Source organism: Amycolatopsis pittospori (assembly GCF_013870525.1).
GTDB lineage: Bacteria > Actinomycetota > Actinomycetes > Mycobacteriales > Pseudonocardiaceae > Amycolatopsis > Amycolatopsis pittospori.
Map to the genome: position 1 here is coordinate 92186 of NZ_JACBXD010000006.1, position 12893 is coordinate 105078.

The following is a 12893-nucleotide window of genomic DNA, read 5'->3' on the forward strand; positions in this document are numbered from 1 at the left end:
AGGAGAGGAACGGATGACCGAACCAGGATCGCCCGCCGACGAGCCGACGGCCGCCACCGCGGCCGAGGAATCGCACGAGGACATCACGAAGTTCGTCGGCGACGAAGCCGATGCCCCGGAAGACACCGGACGACCAGCAGACAAGGACGGTGACGCCTGATTGGCGTGGCGCCTCGCCAACGCGCTCGTAGATCTGCGCAACGAAGTGAACACCCGCTGGCCGAATCGCGATCGAGCCAGCGACGGCACGATCGGCGACGCCGCGCACGCGAGCCGATCCAGCGACCACAACCCCTGGGTCAAGGACGCGGCGGGCGTCGGCGTCGTCCGCGCGGTCGACATCGACGTGGACGGCATCGACTCCGGCTGGCTCGCCGAGTACCTGCGCCAGCGCGGCCGCAACGGCGACAGTCGGCTGACCGGCGGCGGGTACGTGATCCTCAACCGCCGGATCACGAACAACGACTTCTCCGGCTGGCACGCCTACACCGGTAGCAACCCGCACACCAGCCACGTCCACGTGTCGTTCTCCCGAACGCGTTACGACGACCGCGGGTCGTGGGGAATCGCTGGAGGCGGGCCGGGACCGACACCGCCGTCCGGCCGACCGACGCTGAAGGCGGGCTCGATCGGCCAGGCAGTGACGGAACTCCAGGCGTTCCTCAACCGGGTCTACCCCGCGTACTCGAAGCTCGTTGTCGACGGAGTGTTCGGTGCGAAGACCACGGCCGTGGTGAAGGAGTTCCAGCGCCGGACCGGCCTCGCGGTCGACGGGATCGTGGGCGCACAGACCTGGGCGAAGCTGGGGTTCCGCTGATGGCCACCTCCACACCTCGGCCACGGCCGATTCTCGATTCGATCCGCAGCGGAGCATGGAAGACCATTGTCGGCACGCTCGTGGCGGCGGCCGTGTCCTTCGGTCTGCTCAACGGCCAGCAGGCGACGCTGCTCGACAACATCGTCGCCGCGCTTGCCACGCTGATCACCCTGGTGACCTCGTTCGTCGCGCAGCTGCACGTCCTCGGTCGATCGGAGCCGAAGGTGACGCCCGTGGCGGACCCTCGCGACAACACTGGCAGCCCGCTCGTACCAGCGCTGGTCCCGCCAGACCCAGAACCGTAGGTCTCGGCCTTTCCACGGCTGGGCTCCAGCCGGCCAGGCCATCCCACGCCAAGGCCCCCGCCTGTCCGAACCGGACGGGCGGGGGCCTCTTTGTCGTGTCAACTGGCATTCGCGAGCGGCGAAGGCAGGAAGTGGACGGTCACCTCCTTGCCGATCAGGGAGTCCAGCACATCGCGTGCCGCCCTTGTCGACAGCACCAGCAGCATGACGGTGTCACCGTTCTGCACTCGTTCAAGCAGTGCGCGCCATCCTGGCGTGAGCTTGCCGCCCTGGCCGACGTCGGTGATCACGTGCGTGCAGCCGTACCAGCGCAGCCACCACCCCAACTCTTCCAGCACGCCAGCGGGGGTCTTCGGCGGAACCTTCGCGTAGCCATAGGTCGTCATTCCAACCCCACGGAGGCCGGGCCTACCGGCAAGCCTTTTCCTTCGCGATATTGCTGGTAGGCGTCGAACACCTCCTGCGGCACTCGTCCGCCCATCTCGAACCCGTTCTTCTCGCCCCAAGCGCGAGCCATGTCGCGGTAACGCTTCTTCGCTGCCTCGATCTTCACCGGCCCGTTCCGGATACTCCGAAACCAGCGCGGGTCGAACGACTCGACCTTCGGTGCCGGAGCGGACGCCGCCGGAACCGACCGGGCACCGCGCTTGGCTCGCGTCCGGCCCACGATCTTCTGCTTCCCGAGCCGACGAGCGGAGTCGAGGTACGGCTGGATGGCTGCCCGAAGCTCCTCGGCGTGCTCGCTAGTGAGGTCGCTTCGCAGCGCTTCGCCGTCGAAGCCCCACAGGATCGTCTCGTCTGCGGCCTGAGTGCGGTCGAGGTCATCGACGATCAGGGTTTGCGTGATCTCTGCCATCGGAAGTTCCCCCTACGCGGCACGAGCGGCCAGTGACTTACCTGTTCCGCGACTTGCGATTTTTCGCACCTGTTGACGCTCCGACTGAGCCTCTCGCGCTAGCTGCGCCAGGAACCGGCGTACCACCGTCCGCGGAATGGCGAGACCTTGCCGGAGGTAGCCGTCCACGTACGCGTACTCCCTGAGGCCGACACGCTCAAGTGTGACCCGATCAAAGAAGTCCACGGCGTCCGAATGACAGCGTGAACACTGCAAACGTTCAGTCAGGCAACCGACATGCGAGCCCTCTTGCTGCAAGATGTACCCGTCGTGGGTGGGGTCCCAGTTGTGCCCGCGAGCGCGGCACTTCAGGACCTGTTTCGGCACGCTTCTCAGGTAGTCGAGAACTTCACGATCGAGCCCTTTCAGGTAGCTGGCAGTCATACCCAGCGCGCCTCCCCTTGCGAAAGATTGTCACCTACTAGCACGACAGTGCACCTTGGCGTAGGAGTAAGGCAACTGCATCGAGACAAAACATCCCACCTATTGCGCACTGTTCACCCATATGCACCAAGGCCCCGGAACCGTTCAGACGGTTCCGGGGCCTTGGGGTGGTTGAGTGTCGAAGCAGCGTTCGCTAGGCGTAGGCCAACTCGTCGAATTCTCGCGCCTGCACACCTGAATGGAACGCTGCAAGCTCGGTCTCAGTGAACACCAGTTCGGCTGCGCCCCTAACCGCCCCCGTCTTCCTGAAGACGTAGTCACCGTCTGGCCGGCGAACCACAGTCACGATCCGCTCGCCACTCAGCCCGGCACGAATCTCGGCCTGATAGTGATCGAACTCCGCGGCCGTGAAGATGAGCCTGGTGTCATCGGGGGCGCCGAAGGTCTTCTTGTCGTCGCGTAGCTCGACCCGGTCGCCCTGACGGGCTACTCGCACGCAGTCCTTGTCCGGATTGCTGGCGGTGGCCTTACGGAAGTCGGCTTCGCGAAATGGCAGCGAGGTGGGGGTGTTCATCGTGGATCTCTCCTAGTTGGGGTGTGGCGGGGAAGCCTTAGATCGACTCGCGAAGTCATCGGCAATGTCCTGCAAGAACTCCCTGGTCTCCTCGAACTTCAGTGCCGCGTTCGACAGCCGAGCCCACGCAGCCTCGTAGGCGCGCAGGGCTTTCCGGTCGTCGAGATAGCGGATCTCAGCTTCACCCTCGACGTAGGCCAGTTCGAGCGGCCCGGCCGCGCCCGGCGAAGGGACGCGGATGAGCGCGAACGGTGCCGAGATTGGCGACCGTCGTCCGGCTGGCTGCTCGAACGGCATCACCTGAGGGTGCACGTGCGGCCGATTGGACTGCTCGATCAGGTACTCGATCTGCTCACGCATCACATCCGTGCCACCCCATACTCGGCGCACGCAGGATTCGGATAGAACGAACTGAAGTACGGGCGGCTCGTCCTTGTCGAGGATGTCTTGCCTCGCCAGCCGTGCAGCGATGCGGTCTTCCAGCGTGATGTCGTTGAACTCTGGCTCGTCGGCGTGCATCGCACGGACGTACCGCTCGGCCTGCAAGAGACCTGGGACGACCTCAAGTTCGACGGCACGTAGCTGATCAGCGTGCTTCTCCAGGTCGACGCGGAGCCGGATGTCCTCGGAGTAGGCACGGTTGTGGCCGGTCGTCCAGAACCCTCGCTTGTGGCTGTCGCGGCGTAGCTCGCGAAGCGCCTCCTTGTAACCCTCGTCCGTGAAACCGAGCTTGTCCGCGAGCAGAACAAGGTCGCCGGGAGAGATGTTGCTGCCGCCTTGAATCAAGCTGTTCATCCGGGCGGGACTGGTCTCTATCAGGCGCGCAGCCTCAGCTTGCGAGACGTTCGCCGTCTCGATCATGTGGGCGATCTCGCGCCCGAGCAGCATCTTGCGAGCCGTACGAACTGTGGCTGACATCGACATGGCCTCTCCATGGAGCTTGAAGAGCGACGTTCGCGGATAGGCCGGTCCCTCCCTTCAGGGGAGAGGGTATCGCCCAACGCCACTCGAATGGACGGGTGCTCAAGGCTTGAATTTCAAGCTTACGTAGTTCAAGATACGAAACCACGAGTTCAGAACACTCTAACTGGAATCGGTCACCCAGCCTACGTGAGAGGTCGTCATGCCCGTATCCGCGATCACAGCCCCCACGTCTCCCACCAGGCGGGAGGTGTCGTGCACTGACGGACTACGACGGGCGAGGCACGTGAGCACCTACCTCGGCAGTGGTTACGTCGTCCTGCTTGCTCCGCCCGCCGAAGCGGCGTTGCTGATCCCCGCCGCTGCTCGCGAGCTAGCCAAGAACCTCGTCGCACAAGCCGACGAGGCCGAAGCCAGCCAGAAGACGCCGGGAAGCGCGGTCCGTCTTCAGCACCCGTAGGCCCGCTCAACCTTCCCGCGTCCCCCGGCGTGAGGGTTGAGCTTCCGGAGTCGGGCGGCGCGGCGTCGAGCCTGGCGCGGATTCAGCAGGGAGTCCAAGGATCCGCCCGCCGCCCGCACTCACTAATGAGGTGAATTCGATGCCCGCGCAGAAGCACCAACTGTTGGTCGCTTGGTTCCGTTGCCGCCAAGACGGGCTCGAACACGCCGTCGAAGATGGAGTGGCCGGACGTGCCATGCGGGACAAAATCGGCGAATTCGAAGCTCTTTGCGGACACCGCGTTCTTCCGACGTCGATCACCGTTGGACCAGGCGCAAAATGCCTTCACTGTCGCGTCTTCCTTCGTGCGCGCACAGAACTCACCGACTTCAACACACGAATGAAGGGGCCACGATTGGGTCGGCGGCGCCGACACTTCCTTCGCTGGATCCCTTTCTCGCGATCCCCTCGGGTTCAGCCCTCCCCGCCGGTTGAACCCGAGGCCTGTCGTGACGGCCCCGGCGTGTCCCCTCGCCGCCGCCGGGGTCGTCACCCTCCAAGAGCGGCGGATGAATGAACTCCCCGACGGTGCGGAATGGGCATGGCCGGGCAAGCTTCATCCTGAAGTGCTCCACCGCGTTACAAGTCCTCGTACCGAATGGCTTCGCTCTCATGGTCGATATATCACGTTGGCGGCATGCGGGATAGTGTGCGCCTTGCGCGCGCCACCTCCAAATGCGAAATACTGCGAAAAATGTTGGCCGCCAGAAAAATCGGTCACTCCGCAGTCATTGCCAAAACGGATTCCTCGGCGAGTTCCATCCCCCAAATCGCCACGCCGCACCCACAACAGCGGCTGGTTCGGCGACTGAAGTACCAGATGGACATCTATACGCGTCCAACCTGGTGTCGTCGTGAACTTTGGGAACCTCAACGAAAGGAGGCATACCCGCACTCTCGGTCAGCGGATCGACCCTACGCGCGACCCGAGAGGTGGTACCGGAGGCGGAAGGCTCCTACTTCAATTGGTATTTCCACGACAAGAGGAGAAAGCTAATGGAACAGATCAATGACCCCTTGGTTCTCGCGGTCGAGCAACTGTCCGTCGTGCGCGGACGTATGGACGCCGTCCACTCCGACGGCGCGCAGGACGCTGGCGGCGACGGTCATGGCAGCAGCGGCGGCGACGGTCTGAACATCCCCGAATCCTCCTGAGTCAGGACGAATATGGATCATCACCTTGTCCAATCGCTTGAAAAAGCGCTGGGCTGGGTTGACGCGAGCGAACTCGGCAACGGGTTCGCTCGCGGCACCCTGCCTGATCACGAACTGTGCTCGCGGCTGCTGACGCCGACTCGGCTTCTAGACGTTGTGATGCGGCGAAGCCTCGAACCACCGCAGTTTCGCGTGTTCGCACGCGGCAACGAGCTGCATCCCGATGCGTACCTCAACCGGCAAGTTACCCGTCGCGGGCAATCGCTTCCGATGGTCAACATGGATCGTCTCGGCCAGCTCTTGGCCTCGGGCTGTACGACTGTCCTGGATGCCTTGGACGCCGCCGATCCCACGATGGAGGTCGCTTGCCGCGCGTTGCAGTGGTGGTCGAAGGAAGTCGTTCAGGTCAATACCTACCTCACCACGGCAACTGCCCCAGGGTTTTCTCTTCACTGGGATGACCATGACGTCATAGTCGTTCAGCTGGCGGGCGAAAAGTCCTGGGAGGTCAGGGGGCTATCGCGCGTTGCACCGATGTACCGCGACGCTGCCCCGAACACTGAGCCGAGCAAGGAGGTCGTCTGGGCTGGAACCATGCGGACTGGGGACGTCATGCACATCCCGCGTGGCTATTGGCATCAAGCAACCCGCGGCGACCAGCAAGCCGAGGGCTACAGCCTGCACGTCACGTTCGGGTTCGTTAAACGGACTGGCGTCGACTGGTTGAGCTGGGTCGCCGATCGGAGCCGCGAGCGAGAACCATTCCGCCATGATCTCGATCGCTGGAGCGGCGACCGCGGGTTGGCCGAGGAGCAGCGTCGGTTGGCCACCGAGGTTCTACGGTTAGTCGCCGACTATCCCGTAGCCGACTACCTGGCTGCACGTGAGCGGGAGCGAACACCTCCAAGGCAGGTGGCGACAGGCGGAGTATTCGGGCCACCCAAGGCAGTCGTATGTGTCGCGAGCTTCCCTCCGCACGTCGCCCAGCGCGACGACGTCATCGAGGTCTACGCGTGCGAGAAGCGATTCGCCTTTGCTGCCAAGGCCGGGCCAGCGTTGGCCATGCTTCTATCTGGCCATCCAGTCGAACTCGCGGAGGTGAACAGAGCTACCGGTATCGACGCGGAAGCGCTGGCCGCCACCCTGATCAAGGAGGGCGTGTGTGCCGAGTTGACAGAGGCGTTGTCCTCGGGCTGCACCGGTCTGGTCCCAGCCGTGCGCTCATAGAACAAGCAGTCGCTCTGGGCGTACACGGCATCGACACCGCATACAACTACCGGGGCTTCACGTCTCATCGCACCCTGGCGCGGGTAGGCGCTGGCTTGCTCGAAGAATTCACCATCTCCACAAAGGTGGGCTACTTTCCGCTGGACGGATCCAAATGTCATGCGGAGCATTCGCTCGATCCCCTTCGTCTGTGGGAGGCCGTGGAGCGGTCGGCGGATGAGCTGTGCCGTGTTCCGGACCTGGTGTTCCTTCACAATCCTGAGGTCACCTTGGCTCAACTCGGCTTCGACAGCGGCCGGGACCGGTTGCTGGCGGGATGTGCAGTCCTGGACGAAGCAGTCGCATCCGGGATGTGCGGAGCGTGGGGAATCGCCACCTGGGATCCACGACCGGTTCTCGCGGCAATCGAACACAGCGTGCCCGGCATCCAGCCGGGCGCGCTGCTCGTCCGGGCGGGGCTGTCCGTGGGCGCTCCGATCCTGACGGCTGCCGAGTCGCTGAGCCAACTTTTGGAGATTCCACCTCAACGGCGCTGGGGGATGAGTCCCTTCGGCGGAACTACGGCTGACCCGGCCTGGAACAGGGTCGACCTGAATGCTTTCCTGGCCGCCGAGGAGGAAGTTTCCACAGCGCAAGCGGCGTTTCGCCTCGCATACGAACTGCCTGATGTCGCGCGAGTTGCGGTGGGCACGAGCAGTTCGACGCACCTCCGGGATCTGTGCGCAGCAGTCGAGTTGGGCGTAGACCCGGAGGCGACTCGACGCTACCGGGACCTGATCGGATTGGCGGCCTAATCCCGAAGGCTGGCTACGAGCTTGCGCGCATGGCCTTCGACCTGTTTCCGCAGTGCATCAGGTATCGAGTCGTTCAAGATCTTCGCTACTGAGAACAGCGCCATCAACAGACCTGACCGGCCGGTCAGGTCTGTTTGGCGTTCCAGCCAAACCTTGTCCGCGAGCGCTGGGACGGTGAGCGAGGCGGCCCACAAGTTGGCGGCGTCGAGCCCTCGGGGAGCAAGCCCGTGATCTTCCCAGTCGAGGATCCAGAACTCAGGCGCAGTGAGGTTTGACCAGTTGAGATCCGCATGGGCAGGAACCCATGCGTCAGATGGCAAGGACGTGTCAACTTCACCGGGGAAGGCGCGCTCGATCTCCCGCGCGAGCAGGGCTTGCGTCATCGCCTCGGTATCCGGAGTGGCAACACGAGTCGTGTGCTGCTGCGCCAGCGCGTCCAGCGACTCGTTGAACGCGGACCACCAGCTGCCCGACAACGACAGATCGTCTTGCAGGGGGCCGCGCTGGATGGGGGTCGCCGTCACAAGCTCGACTTCGTCCGCACGCCAGATCGTGTCATCGTCCTGGTCGTGCCAGCTCACCGAGCCACGCCACGCCGGCTTCGCGACTCCGCTCAGCAAACCGGCGGCCTCGGTGCCGTTCGCCGTCTGTCCTTGTGCGGCGGCCTTGGCCAGAGGACGGGCCTCGACCCGCACCCAAGTCTCTCGGTCGCTCCGTGCGCCGACGGTCCTGCGCTTCCTCACTGCGGTCTCGCGGTCGAGCCGAACCCCCAGCAATCCCTCGACGTGCTCAAGGACGCCATCCACGGGCTGTTTCCTCAGATCCCTGCGGGGGTTCGCTGTTGCTCTCGGAGACGCAGCCGTCATACCCGAAGCGTAGCGGTGATCACAGCGCGCCGATGGACCACTACCTCGGTACGTTGACGTTGGAACCCCCGACGCCACCCTCCCCCTCGTAGCGTCGGGGGTTCCTCTATCCGTGGGCAGAACATGGGCACAGAGCCGATCCGCCCTGGTCGTCTAGTGACACATTATTACAACCTGGTGAGACAACCTGTATACTGATTGAGCAGGTCAAGAGCATGTACACAGCAAAACACCAGGTCAGCACGTGGCGAATCCTTACAAGGAGGCCTTCACGGACTTCCGCCTGCCCTCACCGAGATCTGTGATCGTTTCGTTACCGATTCAGGCGCACGATCCCGCCGTTTTCGCCCTCAAGAGAAGTGAGCGGAAAACAGGGATCCGCAGGGCCTGACATCGATGTCACGGCACCCAAGTCCCGGGGTGGGGGGAGAACGGTCATGCTCGCGGAGTCGCGGGGCCTGTCGATGGAGGCCGAGCAGCTGTACCGGGCCTTGCTCGACGGACGCCCGACGAAGCCGGGTGCCGCGTTGACCGAGCTGGAAGGATTCGGCCTGGTCCGGGCTGGTGCGGGCGGGGTCGAGGTGTGCCCGCCGCGTGCCGCGTTGTCGGCGTTCGCCGCGCAGCACGAGGCCGCCGCCGTCCGCGCGCGGGAAGCGGCCGAAGTACTCGGCGCCGCGTACTCGCTGCGGACCGGACGGGACGCGGATTTCGTCGAGGTGCTGCGTAGCCGCGACGAGGTGATCGCCACGTTCGAGGCGATGCAGACCCAGGCCGCCGTGGACATCGTGGCGCTGGACCCGGGTTCGTACATGAGCCCGAAGCCGGAAGTGAGCGAAGTCCAGCCGGGCTCGATGGCGCGCGGCATCGCGTACCGCGTCGTCTACGACTCGTCGTTGCTCCAGGACGACGACGGCTTCAACCAGGTGCAGTCGAGTATCGCCCTCGGTGAGCAGGCCAGGGTGTTCCCCAGGCTGCCGCTGAAGCTGGTGATCGCCGACAGCAAGCGAGCCCTGATCGCCGTGCCGAACTCCGACGCCGGGGACGTGCTGGCGTTGCTGATCCACCCGTCGATGCTGCTGAGCGCGCTGATGGAGTTGTTCGAGTCGTTCTGGCGGATGGCGGTGCCGGTCCGCGCCGGCGGACCCGGCGACGCGGCGGCGGCCCAGGAGCCGACGCTCGCGACCCGCCGGCTCCTCGCCCTGCTCAGTGGCGGTCTGACCGACGAGGCGATCGCCCGCGAACTCGGGATCAGCGAACGCACGGTACTCCGGCGGATCAGCCGTCTGCAGCAACTCCTGGGCGCGCAGACCCGGTTTCAGCTGGGCGCGCAGGCGTCGCGTCAGGGCTGGCTCTGAGCCGGCACGTCCGAAGTGGACTCGTCCGGTGGCCGGGTGCCGAGCAAGTGGTGTGCCCGCAGGGCCATCTGGATCTCCAGACGTTCGGCCGGATCCGCGAGGCGATCGCCGAACAGGTCGCTCAGCTGACTGACGCGGTAGCGCACGGTCTGCGGGTGGATGCCGAGATCCTGTGCGATGTCCAGCGTGCTGCCCTTGTGCTCCAGCCAGCTCAGCAGCGTTTCGCCGAGCCGGACCTGTTGTTTCACCGTCAGGTCGGCGAACGGCGCGAGCGCCTTGTTCGACACCTCGTCGAGCAGGAACCGGTCGAGCAGCAGCCAATGCGTGGACAGATGGTCCGAAGTCCGGAGCACCGCGCGGTCTTCGATCACCCCGCGGCCCGCCAGGTCGAGTGTGCGCCGGGCCCAGCGCAGTGAGGTCGCCGCGTCGGCCGGGTGGACCCGTGGCCCGATCGCGGCGCGCCAGCCCGGCAGCCTGCCGTCGAGGTCGCGCAGATCGCGGCGGGGATTCGGCGTGAGCAGGCAGGGTTCGGTGCCTTCGAGATCGAGCAGGACGTCGTCGGGGACACGCGGTGCCGGGATCTGGTGCTGTTCGTCGCGCGGATCCAGTGCGACGACGCAGATCCACTCCGGCATCTCCCACTGCGCGGCCTTCGCCATCGTCGCGATGGTCGCGGGAGACGACGGGGGAGTGGCGAGCAGCAGTTCGAGCAGCCGGCGTCGCCGCCGTTCCAGGGTGCCGGTCGCGGACGCCTGCGACAGCGTGTAGCCCTCCACCGAATGGGACGAGATCTCGTCCACGTAAGCGAAAATGGCTTCCGCGCCGATGCAGAGGACGGCCGGGGAAAGGCGGTGGGCCTGTCCGAGCTTCGCCACGTAACGCAGGGCCGCCCGGCCACCCGCGCGGTAGGCCGCCTGCAGGGTGTTCAGGCTTCCGCCGTCGCGATGCACCCGCTTGCCGACCTCGACGAACAGCTTCACCCAATTGTCCGGTGGCGCCTTGAGATCCCCGATGCTGTCGAGGCAGCTGAGCACCGCCTGCTCGATCGCCAGCACGATGATCTTGCCGAACTCGCCGTCCAGCGGTTTGGCGTATTCGGGGACGGCCTCCTGGATCTCCTCCAGGATCCGCCGCGCGATCGGATCCGCGTGCGGCCGGAATCTGCGCGCCACCTCGGCGGGCAGGGAGCACCAGAGCCGCTGCGCCTGGCCCGCCGCTCTGGGCCGGCCGACCAGGTCGTGTTCCGAGTTCGTGGCCGTTCGAGTCATGGCTGTACCCCTTGCCGCACACCGTCGGACGCGCACGACATGTACTCACATCGAGACGGAAGTTGGCAACCGTCCCACTCGCGTTCGAGTGAGGTCCTGTCGCGGCGTTATCAACGACGACTTCGGAAGTTGTCACTTCGGCACGAGTTCCGTGCGGAGGCTTTTGTGACGGAGGCCGTCTTTCGGTGAGTATCGAAAGACGCGAATTCCGGCGCGTCATGACAAAGCGGGGAGTGGGCGTTGATCGAACGGAGCGAACCCGGTTAACCTCGGCCGCCGGAAACGCGGACACCGTTTCCGGAAGGAGTTCGCGGAAATGGTCCAGCGGACGACATCGGCGGTTCCGACGCTGGTCATGGTCGCGCTCGGGGCGTTCGTCACCACCCTCGACAACACGATCGTCGCGGCGGGCGCGCCGTCGATCGCCCGCGATCTCGCCCTCGACCTGCCCGCCCTGCAATGGGTGAGCATCGGGTACATGCTGCCGTTCGCCGGGTTGCTCCCGGTGGCGGGAACGCTGGTGGACCGGTGGGGGCAGGTCGCGACCCTGCGGGCCGGGCTGCTCGCGTTCGGCGCCGGCGCGGCCGCCGGGGGGCTGGCCGCGTCGGCGTGGCTCGTCATCTCCGCCCGCGTGGTGCAGGGCGCCGCGGCCGCTTTCCTGGTTCCCGCCCTGCTCAGCCTGCTGCGGACCAACCTCGACGCGCGAAGACGGGCTTTCGGCGCGACGGTGTGGACGGCCTGCCTCGCGGTCGCGCTGGCACTGGGCCCGACGCTGGGCGGGGTGCTGAGCGAATACCTGGGCTGGGGCTGGATCTTCTTCGTCAATCTCCCGTTCGTGGCCGCGATGCTGGCCTTGCTGCCGAAGGTCACCACGGCAGGTCGTGATCCGACGGCGGGGCGGCCCGCGGTGGTCTCGATGCTGGTGGTGACCGCCGCGATGGTCCTGGTCACCGCCGCCGTGGTCGAACTGGGCGAGGGCGGCCTGCAGGCACCCGCGGTGCTGGGCGCGCTGGGAACCGGCTTCGGGATCTGGTTCGTGTTCAGGGAAAGACACGCGCGCGAGCGGCTGGTGCCCCCGGATCTGACCGGACAGCGGGTCTTCACCGGCGCGCTCACCGTGCAGTTGCTGTGGGGACTGGGGGTCTCGGGGATCTTCTTCTTCACTCCGTTGCTGCACCAGGAATCCCTCGGTCTCAGCCCGGTGCTGGCCGGATTGCCGCTGGTCGTGGTGGCCGTCGCCGTCGTCGTCGCGACCCCGCTGGTGCCGTGGGCGGTCCCGCGCTTCGGTCCACATCGGACGGTCGCGGCGGGGCTGGCCGCGGTGGCCGCCGGACTGCTGGCGGTCGCCGTGGTCAACCACGTCCCGGAGGTACTGCCGAGAATCCCCGGGCTCGTGTTGATCGGGGCCGGATCGGCCTTGACGACGCCGCTGACCTCGCACGCGCTGGAAATCGTGGCGGAGCGGCACGCGGGGACCGCGTCCGGCCTGCTCACCGCGTCCCGCGAACTGTCGAGCGCGCTGGGCGTCGCGCTGATCGGGACCGTGCTGGCGGTGGTGCGCACGGCGAACCTCGGTCAAGGCGATGCGTCCGCTTTGGCCTCCGGCTACACGGCGGGATTGCTGACGGCGGCGGGGTTGGAACTCCTCGGCGCGTTCCTCGCGCTCAGGTTGCTGAGCACCCGGGCGGGCGAAAGTCCGTCCCGAGGTGACAACCACGGAGACCCGTTTCTCTCGCCCCGGTGAGCATGTCCGCACCGGCGTCAGCGTTTCGTCCTCCTTTCATTGACACTCTTCCCGGCTGATCCATACAGTTCCGGCAGAAAAGAACGGCC

At 65.7% G+C, this 12893-nt stretch carries 15 protein-coding genes; 9 read left to right on the forward strand and 6 right to left on the reverse strand.

The genetic code is table 11. The features are described from left to right. Positions 1-13 precede the first annotated feature (13 nt). From H5J31_RS05225 to H5J31_RS05235, 3 genes are read left to right on the forward strand one after another with little or no spacing between them, the layout of a single operon-like run. Positions 14-160: a hypothetical protein gene (locus H5J31_RS05225; RefSeq protein WP_181771297.1), complete on the forward strand. Its 147-nt coding sequence runs from the start codon at positions 14-16 to the stop codon at positions 158-160. Then, positions 161-817: a peptidoglycan-binding domain-containing protein gene (locus H5J31_RS05230; RefSeq protein WP_181771298.1), complete on the forward strand. Its 657-nt coding sequence runs from the start codon at positions 161-163 to the stop codon at positions 815-817. Further along, the gene (locus H5J31_RS05235) at positions 817-1122 is read left to right on the forward strand and encodes a hypothetical protein (RefSeq protein WP_181771299.1); all 306 of its coding nucleotides are present in this window, start codon (positions 817-819) and stop codon (positions 1120-1122) included. The genes H5J31_RS05230 and H5J31_RS05235 overlap by 1 nt, the downstream gene beginning before the upstream one ends. Before the next feature lie 98 nt (positions 1123-1220). Here the strand turns inward: H5J31_RS05235 and H5J31_RS05240 are convergent, their stop codons facing one another. The 4 genes from H5J31_RS05240 to H5J31_RS05255 all read right to left on the reverse strand — a co-directional run bounded on the left by H5J31_RS05240 (position 1221) and on the right by H5J31_RS05255 (position 3899). Further along, a complete protein-coding gene (locus H5J31_RS05240; RefSeq protein ID WP_181771300.1) occupies positions 1221-1508 on the reverse strand; it encodes a recombinase family protein in 288 nt (95 codons plus the stop codon). Beyond that, positions 1505-1978 carry a histone-like nucleoid-structuring protein Lsr2 gene (locus H5J31_RS05245; RefSeq protein WP_181771301.1) on the reverse strand — a complete coding sequence of 158 codons (474 nt, stop codon included), beginning with the start codon at positions 1976-1978 and terminating at the stop codon, positions 1505-1507. Before H5J31_RS05245 ends, H5J31_RS05240 begins: the two co-directional genes overlap by 4 nt. Before the next feature lie 616 nt (positions 1979-2594). Then, positions 2595-2975 carry a DUF397 domain-containing protein gene (locus tag H5J31_RS05250; protein ID WP_181771302.1) on the reverse strand — a complete coding sequence of 127 codons (381 nt, stop codon included), beginning with the start codon at positions 2973-2975 and terminating at the stop codon, positions 2595-2597. 12 nt (positions 2976-2987) lie between these two features. Continuing rightward, positions 2988-3899, reverse strand: coding sequence for a helix-turn-helix domain-containing protein (locus tag H5J31_RS05255; protein ID WP_236004707.1), 912 nt, complete (start codon positions 3897-3899; stop codon positions 2988-2990). A 283-nt stretch (positions 3900-4182) separates the two neighbouring features. Between H5J31_RS05255 and H5J31_RS05260 the strand changes: the two genes are divergently transcribed. The 4 genes from H5J31_RS05260 to H5J31_RS05275 all read left to right on the forward strand — a co-directional run bounded on the left by H5J31_RS05260 (position 4183) and on the right by H5J31_RS05275 (position 7571). Beyond that, positions 4183-4356, forward strand: coding sequence for a hypothetical protein (locus tag H5J31_RS05260; protein WP_181771303.1), 174 nt, complete (start codon positions 4183-4185; stop codon positions 4354-4356). Between the two features lie 1035 nt (positions 4357-5391). Then, positions 5392-5550 (forward strand): hypothetical protein, encoded by a 159-nt coding sequence (locus H5J31_RS05265; protein WP_181771304.1) that lies wholly within the window; start codon positions 5392-5394, stop codon positions 5548-5550. Positions 5551-5562: 12 nt separating this feature from the next. Next, complete coding sequence (locus H5J31_RS05270) at positions 5563-6777, forward strand: JmjC domain-containing protein (RefSeq protein ID WP_181771305.1); 1215 nt, start codon at positions 5563-5565, stop codon at positions 6775-6777. Next, entirely contained in the window at positions 6711-7571 is an 861-nt protein-coding gene (locus tag H5J31_RS05275) for an aldo/keto reductase (protein ID WP_181771306.1), read from the forward strand. The genes H5J31_RS05270 and H5J31_RS05275 overlap by 67 nt, the downstream gene beginning before the upstream one ends. On the opposite strand, the gene H5J31_RS05280 is transcribed toward H5J31_RS05275, so the two are convergent. Next, on the reverse strand, positions 7568-8377 hold the full coding sequence (locus H5J31_RS05280; protein ID WP_207897469.1) for a hypothetical protein: 810 nt from the start codon (positions 8375-8377) through the stop codon (positions 7568-7570). The two genes, H5J31_RS05275 and H5J31_RS05280, sit on opposite strands and share 4 nt — an antisense overlap. Positions 8378-8874: 497 nt before the next feature. Here H5J31_RS05280 and H5J31_RS05285 point away from each other — a divergent pair, with 497 nt between their 5' ends. After that, entirely contained in the window at positions 8875-9792 is a 918-nt protein-coding gene (locus H5J31_RS05285) for a helix-turn-helix domain-containing protein (protein ID WP_181771308.1), read from the forward strand. Here the strand turns inward: H5J31_RS05285 and H5J31_RS05290 are convergent. After that, on the reverse strand, positions 9777-11060 hold the full coding sequence (locus tag H5J31_RS05290) for a helix-turn-helix domain-containing protein (RefSeq protein WP_181771309.1): 1284 nt from the start codon (positions 11058-11060) through the stop codon (positions 9777-9779). The genes H5J31_RS05285 and H5J31_RS05290 overlap by 16 nt on opposite strands. Positions 11061-11376: 316 nt before the next feature. Here H5J31_RS05290 and H5J31_RS05295 point away from each other — a divergent pair, with 316 nt between their 5' ends. Then, positions 11377-12804: an MFS transporter gene (locus tag H5J31_RS05295; RefSeq protein ID WP_181771310.1), complete on the forward strand. Its 1428-nt coding sequence runs from the start codon at positions 11377-11379 to the stop codon at positions 12802-12804. The last annotated feature ends 89 nt before the right edge of the window (positions 12805-12893 follow it).

Bases quoted from the DNA above. Each gene is read 5' to 3' on its own strand.
- H5J31_RS05255 (WP_236004707.1), bottom strand. From the start codon at position 3,899: ATGTCGATGTCAGCCACAGTTCGTACGGCTCGCAAGATGCTGCTCGGG.
- H5J31_RS05295 (WP_181771310.1), top strand. From the start codon at position 11,377: ATGGTCCAGCGGACGACATCGGCGGTTCCGACGCTGGTCATGGTCGCG.
- H5J31_RS05225 (WP_181771297.1), top strand. From the start codon at position 14: ATGACCGAACCAGGATCGCCCGCCGACGAGCCGACGGCCGCCACCGCG.
- H5J31_RS05290 (WP_181771309.1), bottom strand. From the start codon at position 11,060: ATGACTCGAACGGCCACGAACTCGGAACACGACCTGGTCGGCCGGCCC.
- H5J31_RS05265 (WP_181771304.1), top strand. From the start codon at position 5,392: ATGGAACAGATCAATGACCCCTTGGTTCTCGCGGTCGAGCAACTGTCC.
- H5J31_RS05250 (WP_181771302.1), bottom strand. From the start codon at position 2,975: ATGAACACCCCCACCTCGCTGCCATTTCGCGAAGCCGACTTCCGTAAG.
- H5J31_RS05245 (WP_181771301.1), bottom strand. From the start codon at position 1,978: ATGGCAGAGATCACGCAAACCCTGATCGTCGATGACCTCGACCGCACT.
- H5J31_RS05285 (WP_181771308.1), top strand. From the start codon at position 8,875: ATGCTCGCGGAGTCGCGGGGCCTGTCGATGGAGGCCGAGCAGCTGTAC.
- H5J31_RS05270 (WP_181771305.1), top strand. From the start codon at position 5,563: ATGGATCATCACCTTGTCCAATCGCTTGAAAAAGCGCTGGGCTGGGTT.
- H5J31_RS05240 (WP_181771300.1), bottom strand. From the start codon at position 1,508: ATGACGACCTATGGCTACGCGAAGGTTCCGCCGAAGACCCCCGCTGGC.
- H5J31_RS05235 (WP_181771299.1), top strand. From the start codon at position 817: ATGGCCACCTCCACACCTCGGCCACGGCCGATTCTCGATTCGATCCGC.